The 22,808-nt window shown below is 36.5% G+C and carries 27 protein-coding genes and 1 tRNA gene; 16 read left to right on the top strand and 12 right to left on the bottom strand.

Features of this window, described 5'->3' with window-relative positions:
* Window positions 1-111: 111 nt before the first annotated feature.
* Window positions 112-246, bottom strand: a complete 135-nt coding sequence (locus PN497_RS05600) for a hypothetical protein (RefSeq protein WP_272109765.1) — start codon at window positions 244-246, stop codon at window positions 112-114.
* A gap of 522 nt (window positions 247-768) precedes the next feature.
* On the opposite strand from PN497_RS05600, the gene PN497_RS05595 reads away from it, so the two are divergent.
* The 3 genes from PN497_RS05595 to PN497_RS05585 all read left to right on the top strand — a co-directional run bounded on the left by PN497_RS05595 (window position 769) and on the right by PN497_RS05585 (window position 5,788).
* The gene (locus tag PN497_RS05595; RefSeq protein WP_096570631.1) at window positions 769-3,978 is read left to right on the top strand and encodes a glycoside hydrolase family 15 protein; all 3,210 of its coding nucleotides are present in this window, start codon (window positions 769-771) and stop codon (window positions 3,976-3,978) included.
* A 69-nt stretch (window positions 3,979-4,047) separates the two neighbouring features.
* Window positions 4,048-5,115 carry a CDF family Co(II)/Ni(II) efflux transporter DmeF gene (dmeF, locus tag PN497_RS05590; RefSeq protein ID WP_199291089.1) on the top strand — a complete coding sequence of 356 codons (1,068 nt, stop codon included), beginning with the start codon at window positions 4,048-4,050 and terminating at the stop codon, window positions 5,113-5,115.
* A gap of 61 nt (window positions 5,116-5,176) precedes the next feature.
* On the top strand, window positions 5,177-5,788 hold the full coding sequence (locus PN497_RS05585; RefSeq protein WP_096572778.1) for a Uma2 family endonuclease: 612 nt from the start codon (window positions 5,177-5,179) through the stop codon (window positions 5,786-5,788).
* A 98-nt stretch (window positions 5,789-5,886) separates the two neighbouring features.
* On the opposite strand, the gene PN497_RS05580 is transcribed toward PN497_RS05585, so the two are convergent.
* Complete coding sequence (locus tag PN497_RS05580; protein WP_096570635.1) at window positions 5,887-6,825, bottom strand: serine hydrolase; 939 nt, start codon at window positions 6,823-6,825, stop codon at window positions 5,887-5,889.
* Between the two features lie 144 nt (window positions 6,826-6,969).
* Here PN497_RS05580 and PN497_RS05575 point away from each other — a divergent pair, with 144 nt between their 5' ends.
* The 7 genes from PN497_RS05575 to PN497_RS05545 all read left to right on the top strand — a co-directional run bounded on the left by PN497_RS05575 (window position 6,970) and on the right by PN497_RS05545 (window position 12,076).
* Complete coding sequence (locus PN497_RS05575) at window positions 6,970-7,776, top strand: Rpn family recombination-promoting nuclease/putative transposase (RefSeq protein WP_272109771.1); 807 nt, start codon at window positions 6,970-6,972, stop codon at window positions 7,774-7,776.
* A gap of 130 nt (window positions 7,777-7,906) precedes the next feature.
* A complete protein-coding gene (locus tag PN497_RS05570) occupies window positions 7,907-8,263 on the top strand; it encodes a hypothetical protein (protein WP_272109763.1) in 357 nt (118 codons plus the stop codon).
* A 99-nt stretch (window positions 8,264-8,362) separates the two neighbouring features.
* On the top strand, window positions 8,363-8,566 hold the full coding sequence (locus tag PN497_RS05565; protein WP_096570637.1) for a type II toxin-antitoxin system HicB family antitoxin: 204 nt from the start codon (window positions 8,363-8,365) through the stop codon (window positions 8,564-8,566).
* Window positions 8,563-8,703: a type II toxin-antitoxin system HicA family toxin gene (locus tag PN497_RS05560; protein ID WP_096570639.1), complete on the top strand. Its 141-nt coding sequence runs from the start codon at window positions 8,563-8,565 to the stop codon at window positions 8,701-8,703. The genes PN497_RS05565 and PN497_RS05560 overlap by 4 nt, the downstream gene beginning before the upstream one ends.
* Before the next feature lie 269 nt (window positions 8,704-8,972).
* Window positions 8,973-9,686 (top strand): C40 family peptidase, encoded by a 714-nt coding sequence (locus PN497_RS05555; RefSeq protein WP_096570642.1) that lies wholly within the window; start codon window positions 8,973-8,975, stop codon window positions 9,684-9,686.
* A 99-nt stretch (window positions 9,687-9,785) separates the two neighbouring features.
* On the top strand, window positions 9,786-10,796 hold the full coding sequence (locus tag PN497_RS05550; protein ID WP_096572779.1) for a glycosyltransferase family 2 protein: 1,011 nt from the start codon (window positions 9,786-9,788) through the stop codon (window positions 10,794-10,796).
* Window positions 10,797-10,843: 47 nt separating this feature from the next.
* The gene (locus tag PN497_RS05545) at window positions 10,844-12,076 is read left to right on the top strand and encodes an MFS transporter (protein WP_096570644.1); all 1,233 of its coding nucleotides are present in this window, start codon (window positions 10,844-10,846) and stop codon (window positions 12,074-12,076) included.
* Window positions 12,077-12,372: 296 nt separating this feature from the next.
* Here PN497_RS05545 and PN497_RS05540 read toward each other — a convergent pair.
* Window positions 12,373-12,446: transfer RNA gene (locus PN497_RS05540), tRNA-Arg, on the bottom strand.
* A 37-nt stretch (window positions 12,447-12,483) separates the two neighbouring features.
* Here PN497_RS05540 and moaC point away from each other — a divergent pair.
* The 5 genes from moaC (at window position 12,484) to PN497_RS05515 (ending at window position 14,460) form a co-directional block, all read left to right on the top strand.
* Window positions 12,484-13,005, top strand: coding sequence for a cyclic pyranopterin monophosphate synthase MoaC (moaC, locus tag PN497_RS05535; protein WP_096570646.1), 522 nt, complete (start codon window positions 12,484-12,486; stop codon window positions 13,003-13,005).
* A 181-nt stretch (window positions 13,006-13,186) separates the two neighbouring features.
* A complete protein-coding gene (locus tag PN497_RS05530; protein ID WP_096570648.1) occupies window positions 13,187-13,444 on the top strand; it encodes a hypothetical protein in 258 nt (85 codons plus the stop codon).
* Window positions 13,445-13,573: 129 nt separating this feature from the next.
* Window positions 13,574-13,882 (top strand): DUF3181 family protein, encoded by a 309-nt coding sequence (locus PN497_RS05525; RefSeq protein WP_096570650.1) that lies wholly within the window; start codon window positions 13,574-13,576, stop codon window positions 13,880-13,882.
* Window positions 13,883-13,913: 31 nt separating this feature from the next.
* Window positions 13,914-14,156, top strand: coding sequence for a hypothetical protein (locus PN497_RS05520; protein ID WP_096570652.1), 243 nt, complete (start codon window positions 13,914-13,916; stop codon window positions 14,154-14,156).
* An 85-nt stretch (window positions 14,157-14,241) separates the two neighbouring features.
* Window positions 14,242-14,460 carry an acetyltransferase gene (locus PN497_RS05515; RefSeq protein WP_096570654.1) on the top strand — a complete coding sequence of 73 codons (219 nt, stop codon included), beginning with the start codon at window positions 14,242-14,244 and terminating at the stop codon, window positions 14,458-14,460.
* 81 nt (window positions 14,461-14,541) lie between these two features.
* Here PN497_RS05515 and PN497_RS05510 read toward each other — a convergent pair whose 3' ends face one another.
* The 8 genes from PN497_RS05510 to PN497_RS05475 form a co-directional block, all read right to left on the bottom strand.
* Window positions 14,542-15,003, bottom strand: coding sequence for an ABA4-like family protein (locus PN497_RS05510; RefSeq protein WP_096570656.1), 462 nt, complete (start codon window positions 15,001-15,003; stop codon window positions 14,542-14,544).
* Between the two features lie 139 nt (window positions 15,004-15,142).
* Complete coding sequence (gene cobW, locus PN497_RS05505) at window positions 15,143-16,204, bottom strand: cobalamin biosynthesis protein CobW (RefSeq protein ID WP_096570658.1); 1,062 nt, start codon at window positions 16,202-16,204, stop codon at window positions 15,143-15,145.
* Window positions 16,205-16,394: 190 nt separating this feature from the next.
* Entirely contained in the window at window positions 16,395-16,604 is a 210-nt protein-coding gene (locus PN497_RS05500) for a hypothetical protein (RefSeq protein ID WP_096570660.1), read from the bottom strand.
* Between the two features lie 159 nt (window positions 16,605-16,763).
* Window positions 16,764-18,677: a protein kinase domain-containing protein gene (locus PN497_RS05495; protein ID WP_096570662.1), complete on the bottom strand. Its 1,914-nt coding sequence runs from the start codon at window positions 18,675-18,677 to the stop codon at window positions 16,764-16,766.
* 201 nt (window positions 18,678-18,878) lie between these two features.
* Window positions 18,879-19,013 carry a hypothetical protein gene (locus tag PN497_RS05490; protein WP_272109761.1) on the bottom strand — a complete coding sequence of 45 codons (135 nt, stop codon included), beginning with the start codon at window positions 19,011-19,013 and terminating at the stop codon, window positions 18,879-18,881.
* Between the two features lie 49 nt (window positions 19,014-19,062).
* On the bottom strand, window positions 19,063-19,464 hold the full coding sequence (locus PN497_RS05485; protein ID WP_096570664.1) for a type II toxin-antitoxin system HicB family antitoxin: 402 nt from the start codon (window positions 19,462-19,464) through the stop codon (window positions 19,063-19,065).
* Between the two features lies 1 nt (window position 19,465).
* Window positions 19,466-19,702, bottom strand: a complete 237-nt coding sequence (locus tag PN497_RS05480) for a type II toxin-antitoxin system HicA family toxin (protein ID WP_096570666.1) — start codon at window positions 19,700-19,702, stop codon at window positions 19,466-19,468.
* A gap of 285 nt (window positions 19,703-19,987) precedes the next feature.
* Window positions 19,988-20,704 (bottom strand): biliverdin-producing heme oxygenase, encoded by a 717-nt coding sequence (locus PN497_RS05475; RefSeq protein ID WP_096570668.1) that lies wholly within the window; start codon window positions 20,702-20,704, stop codon window positions 19,988-19,990.
* A gap of 397 nt (window positions 20,705-21,101) precedes the next feature.
* Here PN497_RS05475 and glmM point away from each other — a divergent pair, with 397 nt between their 5' ends.
* Entirely contained in the window at window positions 21,102-22,568 is a 1,467-nt protein-coding gene (glmM, locus tag PN497_RS05470; protein ID WP_096570670.1) for a phosphoglucosamine mutase, read from the top strand.
* 4 nt (window positions 22,569-22,572) lie between these two features.
* Here glmM and PN497_RS05465 read toward each other — a convergent pair.
* Window positions 22,573-22,808 (bottom strand): hypothetical protein (locus tag PN497_RS05465; protein ID WP_272109760.1); only part of this gene is annotated, 236 nt, incomplete at its 5' end.

Below are 22,808 nucleotides of genomic sequence, written 5' to 3'. Positions count from 1 at the left end.
TGGAAAAAACATACTCTATATCCATAAATTAATTAATTCACTTGGAAAAAATAACCTTGGGGCAATAAATATATGATCATCGGTACTGGAATACTCTTGTTTGATTTTGATTTAAGACTTACCGCGTTTAAGCGAACCATAAGCATATAGTTCTAGGGGTACTAATTCAGTTTTGCCATTAACTTTTACTTGGGAGTAAACTACTTTGAGCAAAGGAGAGTGGTTTTCATTGTAACGTAAACACATAACATATCCTCTCTTGTCTGTTACAAATTTTTCTGGTCTTCAAGGCAGTTGATCTCTATAATAGAAAGATGTTTTTTAAGTTGTTTGTAGTTTGCATTGCCTTGATTGAGTATTTTTTTCTCTTTACTTTATAATACCAAAGAAAAGCTTAAATTTGGGAAAAATAGCGGTAAATATCATGAAGATTTGAACAAGTTAGCAAATAATGTTATCAGTGGAAATTATTAGATATACTTACTGAAAGCACAATTTAGTTACCCAAAAAATCATATATAAATAACAACTGGTTATGATATGTAATTCCCTCATGATTTGCCAGTTAATTGATTGCTTGGGAAGAGAAATTTACGTCACAGTTACAGAGTATAATTGATTTATAACTTTACTGACAAACTAAGTAAGTCGGTACAAAAAAAACAAGCAAGTACAAAAATGTAAAATTGCTAAAAACCTATTCCCTTCTGCCTCCTGCCTTCTGCCTCCTGCCTTGCCATAACGACAATTTTTAATGCCTACCTACTTATGAAAACACCCACAGAACTGCCAACTCGCTTAGACTACTACTACCAACAAATCAAAACCATTATTCTCGCTCGTCAAAATCCTATCACGGGTTTGTTACCTGCGAGTACCGCAATTACCGCTCATGGTGATTATACTGATGCTTGGGTGCGAGACAATGTTTATAGCATTTTGGCAGTTTGGGGTTTAGCGCTGGCATACCGAAAAATAGATAATGATCAAGGACGTACTTACGAACTTGAATATAGTGTTGTTAAATTAATGCGTGGTTTGCTCTTCGCTATGATGCGACAGGCGCATAAAGTTGAAAAATTTAAACATACCCAATCTTTGTTAGATGGACTGCATGCCAAATACAACACAGCTACTGGTGATATTGTTGTTGGTGATGATGAATGGGGACATTTACAACTAGATGCCACATCTATATATTTGCTGATGTTGGCAGAAATGACAGCAGCAGGTTTATCAATTATTTTTACCTTGGATGAAGTTAACTTTGTCCAAAATTTAGTTTATTACATTGGTAGAGCTTACCGCACACCAGATTATGGAATTTGGGAGCGAGGTAATAAAATTAATCATGGTAAGGCAGAATTAAATGCTAGTTCTCTGGGAATGGCAAAAGCTGCACTAGAAGCTATCAATGGACTGAATTTATTTGGTGTGCATGGTAGTCAAGCATCAGTAATTCATGTTTTACCAGATGAAATTTCTAGAGCGAGAATTACTTTAGAATCTTTATTACCAAGAGAGTCTGCATCTAAAGAAGTTGATGCTGCATTATTGAGTATTATTAGCTATCCTGCTTTTGCTGTTGAAGATGCACAACTGAGGGAACGCACATATAAGGAAATTATTAATAAATTAGCTGGTAAATATGGCTGTAAACGCTTCCTCAGAGATGGACATCAAACAATTTTAGAAGATACTCATCGGTTACATTATGAACCTTGGGAACTGAAACAATTTGAGGATATTGAATGTGAATGGCCGCTATTTTTCACTTATTTAGTGCTTGATGGTATTTTTCGTCAAGACCAGGAACAAGTGCAAAAATACCAAGAATTGTTAGCAGCATTACTGGTAGAAAGAGATGGTTTCCAGTTATTACCAGAATTGTATTATGTACCAGAGGAAAAGATTGAAGCGGAGAAATTAAATCCCCATTCCCAAACAAGATTACCTAATGAAAATATCCCCTTAGTTTGGGCGCAAAGTTTGTATTTTCTGGGGCAAATGTTGAGTGAAGGTTTAATCGCAGTAGGTGATATTGATCCCTTGGGTAGACATTTGTGCGTGGGTAAAAAACGGGAAGCAATGATACAAATTGCTTTATTGGCAGAAAATGAAGAAGTGCAAGCACAATTAGAAGTATATGGCATTGAAAGTCAAACACCCAACCAAGTAGAACCCATTCAAGTGAGACAAGCTGGGGAATTATCAGAAATTTATACGCAAATTGGGCGCAATGATCAATTAGGTTTAACAGGTCGTCCGGTGCGAAGGTTGCGGAGTTTGACAACTTCCAGAATATTTAAAATTCAAAATCAAACTGTTGTATTTTTACCTGCTTTCTTAGATGCACAGCAGTTTTATTTAACGCTAGATTATCATTTTCTGCTGGATCAAATTAGAGGTGAATTGGCTTATATCCAAAAATATTGGAGTGATTTAGGTCGTCCTATTTTGACATTGATGATTACTCGCACGATGCTAGAAACAGGTTCAGATGCATTATTAGCATTAATGCAAGAACTGAAAAATGGTGTTTGCGGTGGTGTGCAGGTAAAATTAGGCAAGTTAAATCAATTAATGTTGACTGGGGCAATTCAAAGAATTGATTTTATTACAGATATAGAATTATTCTGTCCTCCAGTTAAAAATGCGAGATTACGTTGTTATTACTTGGTTTCTCAGCCTGAGAAAAATTGGCGGTTGGGACATACTCAAGAATTTCAAATGGAATGTGAAACTAACTTAGATTTGTTACTAAGTTATTTACGTTCCTCAGAAAATATCTATGAACAAATTGAATTACTGCAAACTTTAAATCGGTTAAAGGGTTTGGATTTTGATACTGGTTATGGTGAAGATGGTTATAGTGTGACAGTGGGTGATTTATTGGATGAAGTTTACACTAAAGCAGGTTATTTAGGTTTGTGGGCGGTGGTGCGTCGTGCTGCTGGTTTACGGCAAATGGTGGATATTGGTTTATCGGATGCGGTGACAAGTATTTTGGTAAGAGGTAAACAAATTGCTGTAGGTAGGGCTTATAGTGAAGCTTCATTAATAATTGTACCAAAATCACATCATGAAATTGCCGAGAAAATTAATAATTTCTGTCGGGAAGATATCAGAGACAGGGTTTTAACTCAAGAAATTCTCATTTATTTAGGTGTGTTAATCAAAACAGAACCAGAATTATTTAAAGGACTTTTAACACTGAGGGTTGGTTATTTAATTCTGTTAATTACTAGCGAATTAGCTCAAGAATTAGGTGTGACCCAAGACGAAGCTTATGATCACCTGATGCAGCTTTCACCTTATGAAGTGAAACTGCGTTTGGAAAAAGTTTTAACAAGTTATAGTGGGGTGAGTGGTTTATTACGTCAACAAGAATCACTGCATATTAAGCAAAAAGAAAGTGATATTGCTTGGGTAGTGCAACCTGTAATTAGTGAAGATGAAATTGCCGTGACTCCAGAAAATTGGCGAAGATTTCGTCAAGCGGAAGGGGCAATAAATCGAGTTCCCAAGGACTTTTTTAAACAAGTTTGGTTGTTAATGCACCATTGTAAAGGTTTGGTGATTGGCGATAAGTTGGAAAGACGGAATCGTTTAGAAAGTGAGGTGATGATTTCGGAAATGACTGCGGGTGAAAGAAATTTTGCCTTGAGAATTGAACATTTACTCAATAAAATTGAAGCGCCAGAATATCGCCAAGTAAATGTGGAAGCGTTGATGGAGTTAGGAGCTATAGCTGCGAATAACCCTAATTTACAAATTCAAGATTATATAGTATTAGATGTGTTAATTGGTCACGCAGTGCGGTTAGCGTGGTTAGAAAAAAATCCTGAACGGGGCGATCGCTATGATGAAGATAAAGGTTTAGCATGGCCTCAATTTTACAACACTTCACCCAGAGATTGCGCTAATTATATTTTGAAAGCCTTGAAGTTCTTGACAGAATTTGCGAGGGATTTTTAAACTCAAAATCAGGACATTAATCCAAAATCATGCAACTTTTAGTTGTGGCTGGTAATTGGTAATTGGTAATTGGTAATTATCAATTACTACCCAGTCACCAGTCACCAGTCACCAGTCCCCTATTACAAGGAGTGTAAAAAATCCGTGCATATTCATACCCTTGAACAATGGCAGCATTCTCACGATTTTTCTGTAGATCAAAATCAGGCAGAAAAAAATACTAAAATTGTGATGCTGCTGACGGCATTAACAATGGTTGCGGAAATTGCCGCAGGAACGTTTTTTGGTTCGATGGCTTTGCTTGCTGATGGTTGGCACATGGCCACTCATGTTGCAGCTTTTGGAATTACGATTTTTGCTTATCAATATGCACGCAATAATGCCAATAATCCCAAGTATACTTTTGGCACAGGAAAGGTTAGTGTTTTGGGTGGTTTCGCTAGTGCTGTAGCGTTGGCAGTGATCGCTTTTGTGATGGGAATGGAATCACTGGGGCGGTTTTTTGAACCGCAAAATATTCACTTTAATGAAGCAATTGGTGTGGCTATTATTGGCTTGGTTGTGAATATCGCCAGTGCTTTTTTATTGCAAGATAATCATCATCATGAACATCATGAACATCATCATCATGAACATCATGAACATCATCATTATGAACATCATGAACATCATCATCATGAACATCAAGATCATAATTTGCGTGCTGCTTATATTCATGTTTTGGCAGATGCACTAACTTCTGTGTTTGCGATTATTGCTTTATTTGCTGGTAAATTTTTGGGTTGGGTGTGGATGGATGCAGCAATGGGATTTGTGGGTGCTGCGGTAATTGCTAAATGGTCTTATGGTTTGGTGCGTGATACGGGTTTAATTTTATTAGATGGATCAGGTGATAAACAAATCAAATTAGCTATTGTTAATGCTATAGAAGAAAATGCTGATAATAAGGTTACAGATTTGCATATTTGGTATGTGGGTCAGCATCATTTAGCTGCTACAATTTCTTTAGTTACCCATTATCCACAAACACCGGAATATTATAAAAATCTCCTCAAAGATATTCCTTCTCTTGCTCATGTTGCTGTGGAAGTTAATCATTGTCAAGGTGAACCTTGTGTAGATATTCATGCAGTCTAAAATTCTGACTGATGCTGTAAGTTATAATGGTTTCAGTTCTAATTATTCAGGAGGTGAGATGATGGTTATTGCTAATACCAACCCGCCGATTATTACCCCAGAGATCACAAAAACTCACTTTACTCCAAATGAGTATAGAGAGATGGAGGAAATCGCTAAAGAACGCCACGAATACCGCGATGGGGAGATTATTGTTATGCCTGGAGGTTCAGAAATTCATAGTGCGATCGCTAGTAATATTTTAATTTATTTGGGATTTTTGCTCAGAGATACTGATTTTCGTTTTTATGGTGGTGATTTGCGGGTTTGGATTCCTAATTTTAATCATGGAACCTATGCTGATGTTATGGTAATTAATGGTGAACCAGAGTTTAATAATAATCGCACGGATGAAATTCTCAATCCTCTCCTAATTATTGAAGTTCTTTCACCTTCAACAGAAGGTTATGATAGAGGGAATAAATTCAGAAAATATCGTTCTCTTCCTAGTTTTTGTGAATATGTACTGGTTAGTCAAGCTGAAGCTTATATTGAGCAGTATTATAAACAGGAAGAAGAAAATAACCATCTTTGGCAATTGAAAGCTAATGATCATATTGATCAGTCAGTTTTTCTGCACAGTTTAAATATAGAACTTCCCATGAAAGAAATTTATCGACGGATTAAATTTTAAATTAAATTTAAAAGCGATATTTTTACACACAACATCTGATAATATCACTCATCTATTAGAGTGCGTTAAGAACATTTAACGCACCATGTATTTCATGTTTATAAATTGCTAACTGCTTCGGCAATTTTTCCTGAAACAAAAGGTAAAATTTCCCGACTCTTAGCTTGTGCTTTTCCTTCGGTAAATACTATTAACAAATAAGGACGCTGTTCTGGTAATTCAATATAAGCCGCATCATGGCGCACAGAACTTGTCCAACCGGCTTTTGACCAGATTTGACTATTTTGGGGTAAACCACCGCCTAAAAAGCCTGTAACTTGGTCTTCTTCCACATCTTGGGGTAACTCATCAGGGTTAAGACTGCGTTTGAGTAAAGACATCATTTGTTGCGATCGCCCACTGGAAACCGCCACCCCTCCCACGATACTATGTAATAACCTGGCAGTGGCATTAGTTGTTAACATATTTCTATTTTCAAACATTTCCCCATAAAACGCCCTTTCTCTACCAAAAGGACCATCACCCCAAGTTTTTTGACAAACATTAATATTTGTCATTTCTTCCCAACCCAAAGATTGATAATAACGGTTAATAATTTGGCGTTGATATTTCCAAGTTTCAAAAGGTCCTATAGGTAATTCTGGTCCTGAAGTAGTACCGCTGAGAATATCAACTATTAAACTGGTAGCATCATTGCTGGATTCAATAATCATATCACTTAACGCCCGTTCTAATTCCTTAGAGGTGTTAGTCATGCCTTTTTCTAACCATTCATGAACAGCAACTAAATAGAATAATTTGACAACACTTGCAGGATAAATACGTTCTCCACCACGATAATTAAAACCTCTCACACCATGACCCCAAAAAGCGTCAGGAGTCAAAGCGCCACCAGTATTTACAGGAATTGGAGGATCATAAACAACCCAAGTTAAAGCAATTTGATCACGGTTTAAATTAGGAAAATTAGAAAAAGTAGATTCTAAGATTTCATTACCGAGATTTTCTAGTTGTTCGTTGTGATTGAAGAAAACCATTTGCGAATAATTCCTTGAAAATATCAAAATGTGAATTTCTTTATTTATTCTAACATTAATTGTATACTAATTATTATGTGCAACAAATTATAATTCATGCGGCGTGATTCCATTTTTTATAAACTCTTTTAACAATATCCATCGCTGTTATTTCAGCTTTTAGACAATCCACCTGCAAATGCAGACGAATATAGATTTGATTCTGTAGCAGTCAAAGAACCGAAATTTGAAATTGATGGTGTATTTTTACCACCTGAAACCGAAAATCCGGGTGCTGTTTATTTCTGCGAGGTGCAATTTCAGAAAGATGAAAAACTCTATGAAAGAGTATTTGCTGAATCTGCATTATATTTCTATCGCAACCGTGATAGATTTAGTGATTGGCAAGCAGTAATAATTTACCCATCTCGTAACACAGAACAAAGCGATATTTACCCTCATCGTACACTATTGAATGGTGAACAAGTTCATCGTATATATTTAGATGAATTGGGAGATATTCAGCAATTACCTGTATGGGTAAGATTGATGGTACTGACAACCTTAGAAGAAAGTCAAGCACCAGCAGCAGCAAGGTATTTGTTAACAAGAACTAAACAAGAAATACCAACACCATCAAATCAAGTCATAATAGAAATGATCACCACGATCATCTCGTACAAATTTGAAAACTTAACCCGTAGCGAGGCTGAAGCTATGTTAGGAATAACCCTCAAAGAAACTAGACTTTATCGAGACATAAAAGAAGAAGGAAGAGAAGAAGGTGCAGAACAAGCAACAATTAATTTAGTGATCCGACTTTTGACTAAGCGGTTTGGAGAATTATCAGCAGAAAGACGTGCTGAAATTTTTGATTTACCGTTATCTGTACTAGAAGATTTGAGCGAAGCATTGTTAGATTTTACCAGTTTAGCTGATTTAGAAACTTGGTTAACAGAGGTGAAAAAATAAAGTCTAAATTCCGGGTAAAGGTTACAAGTTTACCTTTGCCCTTTTTTCGCTTAAAATTCGCTAACAACAATAAATTATCCATCTATCAAAATCAAAAAAATGAATTTTATAATGAATTTTATAATGAACTTTGAAAATTATTTACAATCCCTACAAAAAAAACTTACAACGTGGTAGTGAACGCACCCATTACCCTGCTTTAAAAAGCTTACTTGATCAACCATCAGCACAAATTGAAGCCACCATAGAAGAAAAAGGTAATAAAGCCGATATTCCTGATTTCACCATCAGAAAACGAGATTTATTAATAGGCTATGTAGAAGCGAAAGATGTAGGTGTAGATTTAGCAAACATTGAAAAAACAGAACAATTAGAACGATATCGAGAATCCCATATTGGGGCAAATTTTATTTTAACAAATTACCTAGAATTTCGCTGGTATGTTGATGGTAAAATGCGGTTAAAAACTATCACGTTCTCTGTTTGAGGTGAGCTAACGATCAAGTTTTATCATAATTTCTGTATTTGATATTCAGCAGGGAGTCGCTATTTGTTTTATGATTAAATATTCCCAGTAGGAAAAAATATGAAATGGCGTGTTATTTTAGAACCCGATCCTGAAACCGGAGATTGGGCGGTTTGGTGTCCAGAATTACCTGGTTGTGTTTCCGCAGGTGAAACAGAAGCAGAAGCTTTAGAAAATATTCGTGAAGCGATCGCACTTTATCTAGAACCTGACACAATTACATTAAAATCAGGAGCAGTCATGCGAGAGGTTTTAGTAACATGACTCGTATCCGCAGAATGAATGCAGATGAAGTTGAAACTATCTTAAAAAATTACGGGTTTGAATTAGTGTCACAGAAAGGTAGTCATCACAAGTGGGTTAAAAGACCGCAAAAAAGCGAATATAAGTTTATCCTTTGATGATATTCTGCATTATCAAAAAATAGTAGTTGCTTTAACAGAAACATTAAAGATTATGACAGAAATTGATCAGATCATTCCTGAATGGCCAATTACATAAATTTGATTAAATTCTCGGAATGTTGGGTTTATCCACTTACTCTAATCTACAAATAGAATACTCTTTTTAAAACCAAACATGATATAATCCTTTAAATCCTGATTCTGATCACAAAATTCTGACTTTTGACTTTTGACTTCCCGAAAGGTGTCCTGATTCTGACAAAAATATGTCTTTAAATTTAAATTTACTAATTCCCCATTCCCCAACAAACGAATATCAATGTCTAGCTGACCTCAATTTATATGATGCTCCTGAATGCGTCCGGTTAGCAACTCAAGCTGCTGCTGGTCGCAATTTACGCATTACATCAAATCATCAAGATACAGCAGTTCAAGTTTGTTTATGCGAAGATGATTATCCGGGATGGGTTGCTGTTAATGATTTGTCATTATTACAACCTGCTACCACACCCTACGAACCTGCATTTTTTACTGAATCAGAAATTAAAAAACTACTCCCAGAGGTAATTGAATTTACTCAACAAGCAATGCAGCAAAATAATTATTATTTGTGGGGTGGAACAGTAGGACCCAATTATGATTGTTCTGGTTTAATGCAAGCTGCTTTTGTATCTGTGGGTGTGTGGTTGCCAAGAGACGCTTATCAACAAGAAGCTTTTACCCAACCGATTAATATTAATGATATCGAACCAGGGGATTTAATCTTTTTTGGAACTCCGCAAAAAGCAACTCATGTAGGTTTATATTTAGGTGATGGTTATTATATTCACAGTTCAGGAAAAGAACAAGGACACAATGGAATAGGAATTGATCAACTTTCGGAACAAGGAGATAAAGTTAGTCAGTCATACTATAAACAATTACGGGGTGCTGGTAGAGTTGTGAAAAGCTATGTTAGTCAATTGATAATTGATAATTGACAATTGATAATTATTTATAGGACTTACGCAAGATTGGACTGGGAACGAGATAAACCCAATTTTTTGTTAAAATCAACCATCAGCGATCGCCTATCAGCAATGACCAATTACCAACTACCCATCACCCATCACCCATCACCTATCACCCATCCCCAATTACCTGATGTATCCGTAGTTGTACCGATTAAGGATGAAGTAGAAAGTTTGCCTTTATTACTAGAATCCATTTCTACAACTTTAACAGCTAGTGAGTTAAGTTATGAAATTATCTGTGTAGATGATGGTTCTACGGATGGTTCACCAGAATTTCTCAAGGAACAAGCACAAATTCGCACTGATTTAAAAGCGGTGATTTTGCGGCGTAATTACGGTCAAACTGCGGCTATGTCTGCGGGTTTTAATTATGCTACGGGTAAAGCAATTATTACCTTAGATGCTGATTTACAAAATGATCCGGCTGATATCCCCATGTTATTAGCAAAATTAGATGAGGGTTATGATTTGGTGAGTGGTTGGCGCAAAAATCGTCAAGATGGGGCAATAAATCGGTTACTTCCTTCAAAAATTGCTAATTGGTTAATTCGTCGTACCACTAGCGTCTATATTCACGACTATGGTTGTTCTCTCAAAGCCTATCGTGCAGAATTAGTTGCAGATATGAACCTTTACGGAGAACTACACCGATTTTTACCAGCTTTAGCTTATATCGAAGGGGCAAGAATCACCGAAATGCCTGTGCGTCATCATGCGCGACGCTTTGGTAAAAGTAAATATGGCATTTCTCGGACTTTTCGGGTGTTGATGGATTTATTAACAATTCTTTTTATGAAAAAATTCCTCACCCGTCCTATGCACGTTTTTGGGTTGTTTGGCTTGTTGTCAATGGTTACAGGTGGCGGACTAGGAATTTATTTAACTTTCCTGAAACTGGCTTTTGGTGCAGATATTGGTAATCGTCCTTTATTAATTTTAGCGGTTTTATTGTTAGTTACTGGTGTACAGTTATTCTGCTTTGGTTTGTTAGCAGAATTATTAATGCGTACTTACCACGAATCTCAGGGAAGGCCAATATATCGAGTGCGGGAAGTAGTGGCAAAAAATGTTAAGTAACGTAACAATAGAAATATAAAATTACTAAATATTACATTGCATCTGCCGTGAAAAATTTTGAGACTATTGACGCTAATTTGCGGCGCAACCTACTAATATTATTTGCAGCAGGTTTATTATTCTGGTCGGCTTTAGCTTCTTTGTTGCCAACATTACCTTTATATATAGAATCTCTAGGGGCAACAAAACAACAAATTGGCATTGTCATGGGCTGTTTTGCCATCGGGATGTTGGTATTTCGTCCCCAATTGGGGATTTTAGCAGACCGTCAGGGTAGAAAAATTGTGTTACTGATTGGGTTGGCAGTAGCAGCGATCGCACCTTTGGGGTATTTAGTAGTAAAATCACTACCCTTATTAATGGTAATTCGCGCCTTTCATGGTATCAGTATTGCTGCCTTTGGTACTGGTTTTATTGCCTTAGTGGGAGACTTAGCACCAGAACACCGTCGGGGCGAAATCATTGGTTATATGAGTTTAGTTAATCCCATCGGTATGGCACTAGGTCCAGCTTTAGGGGGATATTTACAAGCCACAGTAGGCTACACACCTTTATTTATCGCATCTACAACTTTAGGTTTTTTGGGTTTACTCTGTCTTTTACCCGTTGTTAATCCACCTGTGATTGAAAAACCTAAAGACTTTACAGAAGATAAATTTTGGCAATTAATCACCAGTCCCCGCGTCCGTGTACCTGCTATAGTTTTGTTACTGATTGGTTTATCGTTAGGGACGATACATACCTTTATTGCCTTGTACATGAAATCAACAGGAGTAGATTTAAATGCAGGGTTGTTTTTTACCGCCGCTGCCATATCCAGTTTTAGTGTCAGATTATTTGCAGGGCGGGCTTCTGACAAATATGGACGCGGTTTATTTGTTACTTTGAGTTTGATTTCTTTTACTATGGCACTGTTATTTATTTGGCAAGCAAACAGCGCCTTAACATTTTTAATAGGTGCAGTTGTTGAAGGTGCGGCTTCTGGAACTGCTATTCCCATGATTTCTGCAATGATGACAGATAGAGCCTTACCCCATGAAAGAGGGCGAATTTTTGGCGTGTCTTTAATGGGATTTGATGTAGGACTAGCTATAGCCGGTCCAGTTGTAGGTTCTATTGCCCAACAAATCGGCTATCGCAGTATGTTTGGTTTTGCTATGGGCTTAACTTTACTGGCTGTGCTGATTTTTATTACACAGTCGAGTAAAAGTGTTACCAAATCTTTCCGCTTTGCCCTTGGCCGTGGTGAAGATGCCTATGCTTTAAAAAGCAGGGTGTAGTTATCAATTGATAATTGATAATTGACAATTGATAATTGTTTCATTCAAGGCTTCCGCCGTGAGCGTCAGCCGATAGCGTAGCGTGGCGTTAGCCATACGGTTTAAAACCTCCTCTTTCATGGGGAAAAAGCCAAAATTCCGCTTTCTCAATCCTCTTCCTTGAACGGAGAAGTAATTGTCAATTGTTCATTGTTAATTGTCCATTATTGAAACCTATTCCCCAGTCACCAATCACTAGTCACCTAAAAAAATTGCACAAACCCACTTACCGAGTTTGTGCGATGATTGTTATTTAACGGGCGAGGAGGGATTCGAACCCCCGACACCGTGGTCCGTAGCCACGTGCTCTAGTCCACTGAGCTACACGCCCTTAACCAACGAGTTTTATAATAACACATACTTCTCAAATGACGCAAGAGGTTTTTTCAAATTCTTCCCATAATTCTCAAAATATTTCTCAACTTTCTCATCTCACCCCCCAGGGAGAGGCGCAAATGGTTGATGTGTCTGGGAAAGTTGCCACTGTGCGGGAAGCTGTGGCTACTGCTAAAGTGCGAATGCTCCCAGAAACGTTAGCAGCTATTGAAGCGGGGAATACTCCTAAAGGGGATGTTGTGGCAACTGCTAGGTTAGCGGGTATTATGGCTGCTAAACAAACAGCTAATTTAATTCCCCTTTGTCATCCCTTACCTTTGCAAAAGATTACTGTTGATATCACACCAGATGCACAACTACCCGGTTATCAAATTTATGCCACAGTCAAAACCAAGGCGGAAACAGGTGTAGAAATGGAAGCTTTAACAGCGGTTTCTGTTGCTGCTCTTACCTTATATGATATGGCTAAAGCTCTGGAAAAGTCGATTCAAATTGAATCTATTAGTTTAGTCAGTAAGACAGGTGGAAAATCTGGAAATTATCAGCAATTTTAGATTTTGGATTTTAAATTTTAGATTGGGTAATTGCTAATTGCTAATTGCTAATTGGGAAAAATAACATAGATTACCCAGTCACCAGTCACCAGTCACCAGTACCCAATCACCAGTCACCAATAATAACGAGAATGTGTTAACATCTGTAACAAATTCACAAATTCACAAATATTAATTATTTATGCCTCCTCGTTGGCCACGCAAACCAGATCGTAAAGATCCAGAGTTCCGTAAGTTAGATGATCGGATGAATTTTGCTTTTCATGTAGCTGTTGCTGCTACTGTTAATTCTGGGTTGTGGTTTTTCCACATCTTGAAATCTACATCCTGGGAATGGTTGACACCATTAACTCTAGGTTGGGTAGGGGTAATATTGCTGCATTTCATTTATATTAGTGCGATCGCTAATTACTCAGAAACTCCACCCTCATCAACCTGAAGACTGACTGCTAATGCTGGGGCGTTGTCACCGATGGTAGTAGATACAGTCTAGCTAATTGCGCCATAATATGAAATAAGCTGAAATCAACTAAAAATCTGCGCCCTTGTTTTGTAATGAGGTTATTTTATGGCTACAACTCCTACCACAGAAATACTAGAAGCCCTAGCAGCAGAAATAGGCGAAAATGTCTATATAGATATTGCTAAATGGCATCTTTACCTATCTGATGCCAAACTTCATACCGTCGTTGCTGAAAAATTATATCCTTTAATTGTTGATAGAAATGTCAATGAAGACAGAGTTTTACAATTATTAGCATCCATCCCTGTGAAAATTGGTGGTGGGAGAAAAGAACTACCTTTGATTGATTTATTGCCGCTGCAATGTCAAGTAAGCTTGGTTGATATATTGGAAAAATATCAACGGGAAGTTTAAGTTATTCAGGAGTCAGGAGTCAGGAGTCTTAATGGCGAAGCATTCGGCCGATAAATTATCAATTTTTATCACAGGTTATTTTCCTGTAAGGGCGAAGCATTCGGCCGATAAATTATCAATTTTTATCACAGGTTATTTTCCTGTAAGGGCGAAGCATTCGGCCGATAAATTATCAATTTTTATCACAGGTTATTTTCCGAATGCTTCGCCCCTACTTCGCCCCTACTTCGCCCCTACTTCGCCCGTACAGGAGTCAGAAGTAAAATTGACTTGATTTACCTGTTAATTGACGTTATTATCGGTTGTAAATTCACACATCCTTCAATACTAAATAACATAATTAAAGGAGGATTTTTGGTATGTTTTTACAAATCAAAAATAGTCGGGATTTAGTCAAAATTGTTGATTTTCAAGAATTAATTGATCCTAATAGTGAGATTGTACACGCTAAAGATCAAGAAGGACAAGAAGAACAGGAAACAGACACCTATCAAAAGGAAGATTTGGTTTTTCCATCAGGGGAAAAATTACCACGTTGTTGGTTAGATGCTAATTACCAAACAGCGCACGCTGCATAGTAGAATTAAATATCATGGTAGATATTGTAGGGGTTTAGCATTGCTAAACCCCTACATTTTTATCAATTCTCAATTTTGCATCTAATTAACAGCAGCTTTTTCTTCTACTGTCACACTTTCACCTTTAGAAAATGCTTTAAAAATCCAAGCTGTGAAAATATGAGAAAGTACACCCATTGGACCTGCAAATAAACACAAAGCTAAAGAGTGAATTGTCCAAACTCCGGTTTTTTGACCTTCCCAATAAATCCATCTTCCGACAAATAAATCCATCACCAGAAAATGAATCCAACCTGTAGCAGCAGCTTTTTCATCTGCAAAAAATCTCGCAATATCTGCTAACTGAGGATTTGATAAAGCAGCGGCATTTTCTGGGGTAATACTGCTGACAAATAAATACACATAAGCAGCAGCTAAAACCACAAAAGGAATAAATGATTCCATTACCTTGCGGGTGACTTTCCAGTTAGGTAATAAAATCATTAACGCCCAAAAGGGTAAAACAAACAAATTGGCGATATTGAATAAATCGGTGATATTCATATATTAGGGAATTGGGAATTGGGAATTGGGAATTGGGAATTGGGAATTGGGAATTGGGAATTGGGAATTGGGAATGGGTGATTAAAAACCTACAGACTCCTTGATTTCCTGACTCCTGACTCCTGACTCCTTCTATATCTTACAAAGCTACTAATTGAGATTCTATTTCTGATGATTGTAAATCACGACCGATAAAAACTAAACGGGTTTGTTTTGCTTCTTCTGGTTTCCAAGGACGATCATAAAATTTTTCAAATCTTGTTCCTACACCTTGCATCACTAACCGCATGGGTTTATTAGCAACTGCGACAAAACCTTTAATTCTGTAAATTTCTTGTTGTTCTGCCAGTTTCTTTAATGTTTCTTGCAGTTTTTCCGGGTCAAAGGTACGATTTAAAATGACGTGAGTTGAATTTATTTCATCATCGTGATCATGATCTTCTTCGGTGTCGTGATGACTAGGACGATCATCTAAATTATCTTCAACTGCGGATTCAAATCCTAATAATATAGATGGGTCAAGTTTACCATAATCACTAGAAACTATTTTCACTTCTCTAGGTAATTCGTTTTTGACTAATTCTACAACTTGGGATTTTTGCTGATCATCAACTAAGTCGGTTTTATTCAAAATCACTAAATCTGCACAAGCAAGTTGATCTTCAAACAATTCTTGTAATGGTGTTTCATGTTCTAGACTATCATCTTCTTGTCTTTGGGCAGCGATCGCTTCTAAATCACTAGCAAATGTTCCCGCAGCAACCGCAGCACAATCTACCACTGTAATTACTGCATCTACTGTAGCAGCATTGCGGATTTCTTGCCAACGAAAGGCTTTAACTAAGGGTTTTGGTAATGCTAAACCAGAGGTTTCAATTACAATACAATCAATACTATCACGGCGTTTAATTAACTCCTGCATTGTGGGGTAAAATTCCTCTTGCACAGTGCAGCATAAACAGCCATTTGTGAGTTCAAATATATTGTTATTATTTTGGGTTTCTGGATTTTCTTGTATTTCATCTTCGGGGCAAATTTGGCAGGATTTTAATAATTCTCCATCTATTCCAAGTTCGCCAAATTCGTTAACTAATACTGCTATGCGTCGTCCTTCGTTGTTTTGGAGTAGGTGACGGATGAGGCTGGTTTTACCGCTTCCTAAAAAGCCTGTGATGACTGTAACGGGGATTTTTGTTGCCATGTTTGGTGTGTTGTTTTGTTATTTGATTTTACCACAATATCCAGATCCCTGAGTTTTTAGATTAATTTACAATTTATTGACAGGTTTAAAGAAGAAGTCGGGGATCTTATTTTATTGAACCACGAAGACACGAAGGACACGAAGGAAGAAGAGAATAAGAAAGAAAAATTGATTTCAGAAGTCGGGGATTTTATCTCATTTCTGAGATAATATTAGTAATTGTATCTTGTAAAGATTGATTGTTAAGTCTTTGATTCAGTATTTCTCCTCTTTGAAGTATGCTTTTTTTGAGAATATTCCAATCAGGTTTAATTTGTAATTCGGTTTCTAATAATTGTTTCTCTTCTGGGGATAAACAATGAATAATTTCAACTAATTTTTTTACTAATTCCCTGTTCATGGTTGTGGTTATTGGTGAGGAATAATTGTTGATATTTATTAATTATAACGTAAGTTGCTTTATTTAACCCAATACTTATCGGTTAAGCTCAAAAAAATCAAATTATGTAGGTTGGGTTGAGGAACGAAACCCAACATTTACATGGAAGAATGATTTGATCTATTCTTTTTGCCAAATTCTGATTTCACCGTAATCACTTTCCTTACTACGACTACGACTAATTAATAACTTACCATCTAAACTAAAAATCAGAGAGACTATAGGATCTGAATGTTCATGAAGAGATTGAAGCTTATTACCATTCTCTAAATCATATATATTGATAATGCTATCTTGACCACCACTAGCTATAATTTGCTCAGTAGGGCTACAAACTACATAGGCTAATTCATAGTGTCCTGTTAAAGAAAATAATTCTTGAGATTTTTCTATATCCCATATTTTTATTTTCTGATCATAACCAGAACTCACTAGAAATTTACCGTCTGAACTGAAACAAAGTGAATATGTAAACTCTAGATGGCCTGGTAGGCGTGTAATGATTTCTCCTGTGTATTTATCCAAAATGACTATATTATTTGAGAATGATCTTTCATCCATACCGTGAAAGTGCCAAAAACCAACAGCTAGTTGAGATTCTTGTTTGGGATTAAAAGCTAGACACTTAAAGCGTATACTAACTTCATTATCGTAATCATCGTCATCATAATAATTATCAGGTTTTGGAACAGGCTCTAAGGTTTTTCCTTGCACAACACCTTGTGTATCTTTTAGTAACCATATATAAATTTTATGATTATCATGACCAGTTGCCACACTGTTACTATCATTACTAAAAGAAAAAGCTAAGATACCTCCAGAACCTTTCTTACGTATTTCTTGATTAAAAGTTGCAGGTTTATAATCATGTGAATTTAATAAATATGATAATTTCCAGACTTTCAAGGCTGTTGTTATGGTTGATGTAGTCACTAAAAATTTACCATCATTACTTAAACCCATTTTCAATAAAAAGTCTTCATCGGTGTTGACAACCTCTACAGATTTAAAAAGTTCTCCTGTTTGAGTATCCCAAAACTTTATTTGTCCATCATTGGTTACACTAATTATATATTTATCATCAGGGGTAATAGCTATTGAAGTATTATAATTTTGCCTCCAATCATATGACCAATGGCTAACCAAAGAATCAACCTTTATAGTCTTTATACATTTCCATAGGTTGATGTTTTTATCTATTTTTTGTTTTTGTTTAACTTCCTCATAAGCTTGTTCTGCTGAACTATATAATCTTTTTACCAGTTTTTCGAGAATAGTTAACAGACCTTGACTAATGTTAATATATTGATCTTGCTCTTCGAGTTGGCTTTTCCAACATCCAAACCAGTCCTTTATATCATTTCTTATATAATCGTTAGGATTCTGATTGCTCAATAAATGACAACAAGTAGCTCCTAAATCATATAAATCCTTTTTCCATTCATCATAATCAGAGTCATAAAATCCATAATTGTCTTCTCCAAGACTATTGATATTATTAGAATTATTAGATAGATTTTCTTTAGCAAGTCCAAAATCAATCAGAAATAGCTTACGAGTTTTATATTCTCTAACTATATTTTTAGCATATATATCTCGATGATATATTTTACGAGAGTGAATGTCATTAAGAATTTGTAAAATTACATTTAGAATCTCCCATATATCCTGTTCATTGAAAAATTTTTGAGGTTTAGTGGATAATTCTTTTTCTAAATTTTCTCCATCAATGTAATCTTGTATAATCAAATTATCCTTGATCTCAAAAGCTAATAATTTAGGGATATTAGGATTCTCGATTTCCTTGAGAATCTTAGCCTCTCTCTCAAATCTCTCAATTAATTTTTCAAACTTATCAGGGTACTTATCTTTTAAAGAATTAAATTTAGCACTAAAGTTTTTAACAACGCATTTTTGATCAAATCTTTTTGTATCTTCAGCCAGATATATTTCACTAAATCCTCCTTTATCCAGATTTTCTTTTATTATGTAGCGGCCATTGGATACTTCATCGCCTATTTTATATTTAGCCATATAACCCTCACTATATTGTTATTTATCTTTCAAACAGTAGTATTACATAAATTTAAGAGCGTTTGCAGTTGGGCAAATTTTACCATGCAGAAAATTTATGATACTATTTTACGTATTTTTACTTAATATAAATATCTAACCTCTACCCCTTGATTCAGTATTGCTAAATGCTCTGGATTTGCCATAATCTAGTTTTTATACCTAAAATTGCCAATATTCGGATTTTAACCTAAGTTCATTAAGCTGAGAATGCAATAAACAAAGTTTAATCAAAATAGCGATCGCCTTGTTTTCACAAAAATGCGTTAACTGGCGATCGCCATAAATATCCATCAAGTTTTTGAGAGTGAAAGTTTAACCAAAATTTTAACTTAGATCAAAATTCCTACTTAGCATTTGCCATGCTCAGAGACTTAACAGCATTTCTTTCACTTAACAAAAACACAAGATATTGATTAAGACTAACTCCTTCTTTCTCTGCATTTTCTGTTAACTGCTGATGCAATGAGCGAGGTATCCGTAGTAAAACCTTACCACTGTATTGAACTTGAGTTGAGGGTAAGGGAATTTCATCCCCATATTCATAGGCTGTTTCTATCCATAAACTACGTGCTTCTTCAATATTAAATAACGTTTCATCTGTTGTTTCTCCCTGAGTCATACATCCAGGAAGGTCTTTAATTTCTGCTACATATCCCCCATCAGGATCAGGGTAAAGTGTAACTGGATATTTCAAATTCAAGTAAAATTCTAGTGACTCACGTTCAGTTTTATTTTTCTTAGACATACTACTCCTCTAATCTGAGCAGTTTTACAATCTGCTTGATATAAATTCCTTTTACTTTTTGCCCATCTTTTTTGGGTACAATTTGTATCCTTCCATCCTCATGACGGAAAGTGTGATGACTTCCTTTAGATCGAACTTCTTCAAAACCAAATGCTATTAAAATACGTCTTACGTCTTCAAATCTTACTTCAACAGGGTAAGAGAGAAATAACTGAATAAGTTTGTCTAATTGACTCATAAATTAAATACCTTTTTGTTTTTGATTTCATATCAATTTCCTTAGACTGGCAGGTTATATATCTAATGATATCATATATAGTATCAAAATCAATAATAAACACAAAATTTAGGGGTAATCTCCCTCTGGTTGCTTTCATGCACAGAAAACAATCACAGGGAAATTACCCCTAATTCGACATTCTTTAGTTATAGCCGCAGACAGAGTAGTTAGGACATCACATCAATTGATGATGAAACTCTTACTATGAGAGGGTTTTACTCCTGACTCCTGACTCCTGTTATATTACTCAGCAGTCACCAATTCTGTACTACCTTTTGTCCGCTTACGAGTCAAGGTGTTATAAACCATGATACCGATCGCTTTAATCAAATTACCTTCTAACTCTTTGAACATCTTCATGTTTACACCAAAAGCGTCGTTAGCTTCTTCGACAATGCGATCGCCTGTAGCATCATCAATGGGCATTTCATCCAAATTTTGCCGATATTTGGCTTTAAATCCCTTCTCATCGCTAATATCTGCAAATTCATAAAAAGCTGTACCTTCAGCTTCACCCAGGTTCATCGCAGTTACAGCAATGTTTTTAAGAATTTGTCCACCAGACAAGTCACCCAAATAACGAGTATAGGAATGTGCAACCAACAATTCGGGTGCTGTAGCGGAAATTTCCCGAATGCGGTTTACATAAGTCTCACCAGCAGGGGATAATTTGATCTGCTCCCGCCAGTTATAACCATAGTAGTAAGCTAAATCCTGCTCTAAAGAATGCTTGCGGTTCAGTTCAGGAAAATAAATTTTACCCACAACAGGGTGATTTTTGTGCTTTTCCATCTCCTCTTCCATTGCTGAGTAGATGAAATAAAAGTTAGCAACCAGTTTCCGGTATGAATTTTTTTCTACCACTCCTTTTAAAAAGCACTTGACAAAACCAACGTTTTCTGCCATTGTATGCGCTTTTTTTGTACCTACTCGTAACTTGGAGGCTAAATTACTGCTCATGCTAAATTTCTCTACTTTAAAAAGTCAACTGTTGGGATTTTTGACAAATGGCGAAAAAATGCCACTAAAAGGTTACATTAGAACTATTTGATGAGAATTTATATTAAAATTCATTAAGTTACAGTGTTTTAGTATTTATTTATACCTTAATTCTGGCAATAGACATTTATTAGATTATAAATACAAAGCTAATTGCTTGATTTAGCCAACAATGAGGATTTTTTATAGTAAACAATTAATAAGCACCTGTAATGTTACTTAACATAAAATCGTTAAAGTTCATAGTCATTCAGGGAAAATTACAGGTGTACTGTTTGTTAATAATTCCTCAGAATTGTTGAACAGGGATTAAAGTGTTATTCTCCGAAATGTTTAATGGTGTGGAGTGTTGAAAAATATGGTTTCTTCTATAACTCGGACTCAAAGCAGTATATCTGATGGTTATGTGGCTAGTCTTGCAAGTAATTTTGTTCCTAGTTTGCTATCCTTGCCAAAAACGCCGTTATTTGGTACAGATGGCATTCGGGGAAAAGTGGGAGAATTGTTAAATGCTCCTTTGGCTTTACAGGTTGGTTTTTGGGCGGGTATTGTTTTACGTGATCATGCTGCAAATAATGGTTTAGCAAAAAATGGACCGATAATTTTAGGTCAAGACTCCAGAAATTCTAGTGATATGCTGGCAATGGCGTTAAGTGCAGGTTTAACCGCCGCAGGGCTAGAAGTTTGGTATTTGGGTTTATGTCCCACTCCTTGCGTTGCTTATCTTACCAGCATCACAGAAGCTATCGGTGGTGTAATGATATCTGCCAGCCATAACCCACCAGAAGATAATGGTATTAAAATCTTTGGGGCAAATGGTACAAAGCTGTCAAAAGAATTACAAGGGCAAATAGAAGCGGGTTTGCGGGGTAAACTGGCAACTGTTAGCAGTGTAAGCAACTGTGGAAAACATTATTTAAGAACAGAATTAATTGGAGATTACGGACAGGCACTGCAACAACCATTACAGCCACAAGTAAATCTGCAAGGAATGAAAATTGTCTTAGATGTGGCTTGGGGTGCGGCTGTGGGGTTAGCACCGACCGTATTTACCCAGATGGGCGCGGATGTAATTTGCTTACATAACCAAGCGGATGGCGATCGCATTAATGTCAATTGCGGTTCTACCCATTTAGATATTTTAGCTGACGCAGTGAAAGAGTATAAAGCCGATATGGGATTTGCCTTTGATGGCGATGCAGATCGAGTATTAGCTGTAGATAATACTGGTAGACAGGTAAACGGTGATTACATTCTTTACCTTTGGGGTTGTCATTTGCAAGAGCAACAAAAATTACCAGATAACTTGATTATTTCCACAGTCATGGCTAACCTGGGATTTGAGAAAGCTTGGGAAAAGCAGGGTGGTAAATTAATTCGTACCGCCGTCGGGGATCAGTACGTACAAGCAGAAATGTTAAAAACTGGGGGAATGTTAGGGGGAGAACAATCAGGACATATCCTATGTCGTCATTATGGCATGACTGGAGATGGTTTATTAACAGGATTACATTTAGCCGCAGTGGTGAAAGCAGCAGGAGTTTCCTTAGCAGAAATGGTAGATCAAAGTTTTCAAACCTATCCGCAACTATTACAAAACGTGAGAGTAGAAGACAGAGAAAAACGCTTAGGTTGGGAAAAATGCGAACCAGTACAGAGAGCGATCGCCAAAGCCGAAGCCGCAATGGGTGATAATGGACGGATATTAGTCCGTGCATCTGGCACAGAACCAGTAATTAGAGTTATGGTAGAAGCTGCGGATACGGAATTGGTAAACTATTGGACAAAGGAATTAGTTTCACAAGTTCAAGAACACATAGCGTAAACAGTTACAGCACTTTCCTTTGTAATGAGGTACACGATTGGTGGGCAAGACTTGTACTGAGCTTGTCGAAGTATGCCCACCCCACAAGAGTTTCATAATTAGGACTTACGCACTGTACAAATTCACCATGATGTGCATGAACGAAAATCCGTCGTTTCAGGCTTTTGGCGATTAACTTCCGATCAATAGCGAACTGCTTGCAGCAGCGCTTCGCTATCGCCCAAAAATAATTAAAAAATC

Origin of the sequence: Sphaerospermopsis kisseleviana CS-549, assembly GCF_028329225.1 — a bacterium.
GTDB classification, from domain to species: Bacteria; Cyanobacteriota; Cyanobacteriia; order Cyanobacteriales; family Nostocaceae; genus Sphaerospermopsis; species Sphaerospermopsis kisseleviana.
This window is presented reverse-complemented; position numbering and strand designations above follow the sequence as displayed.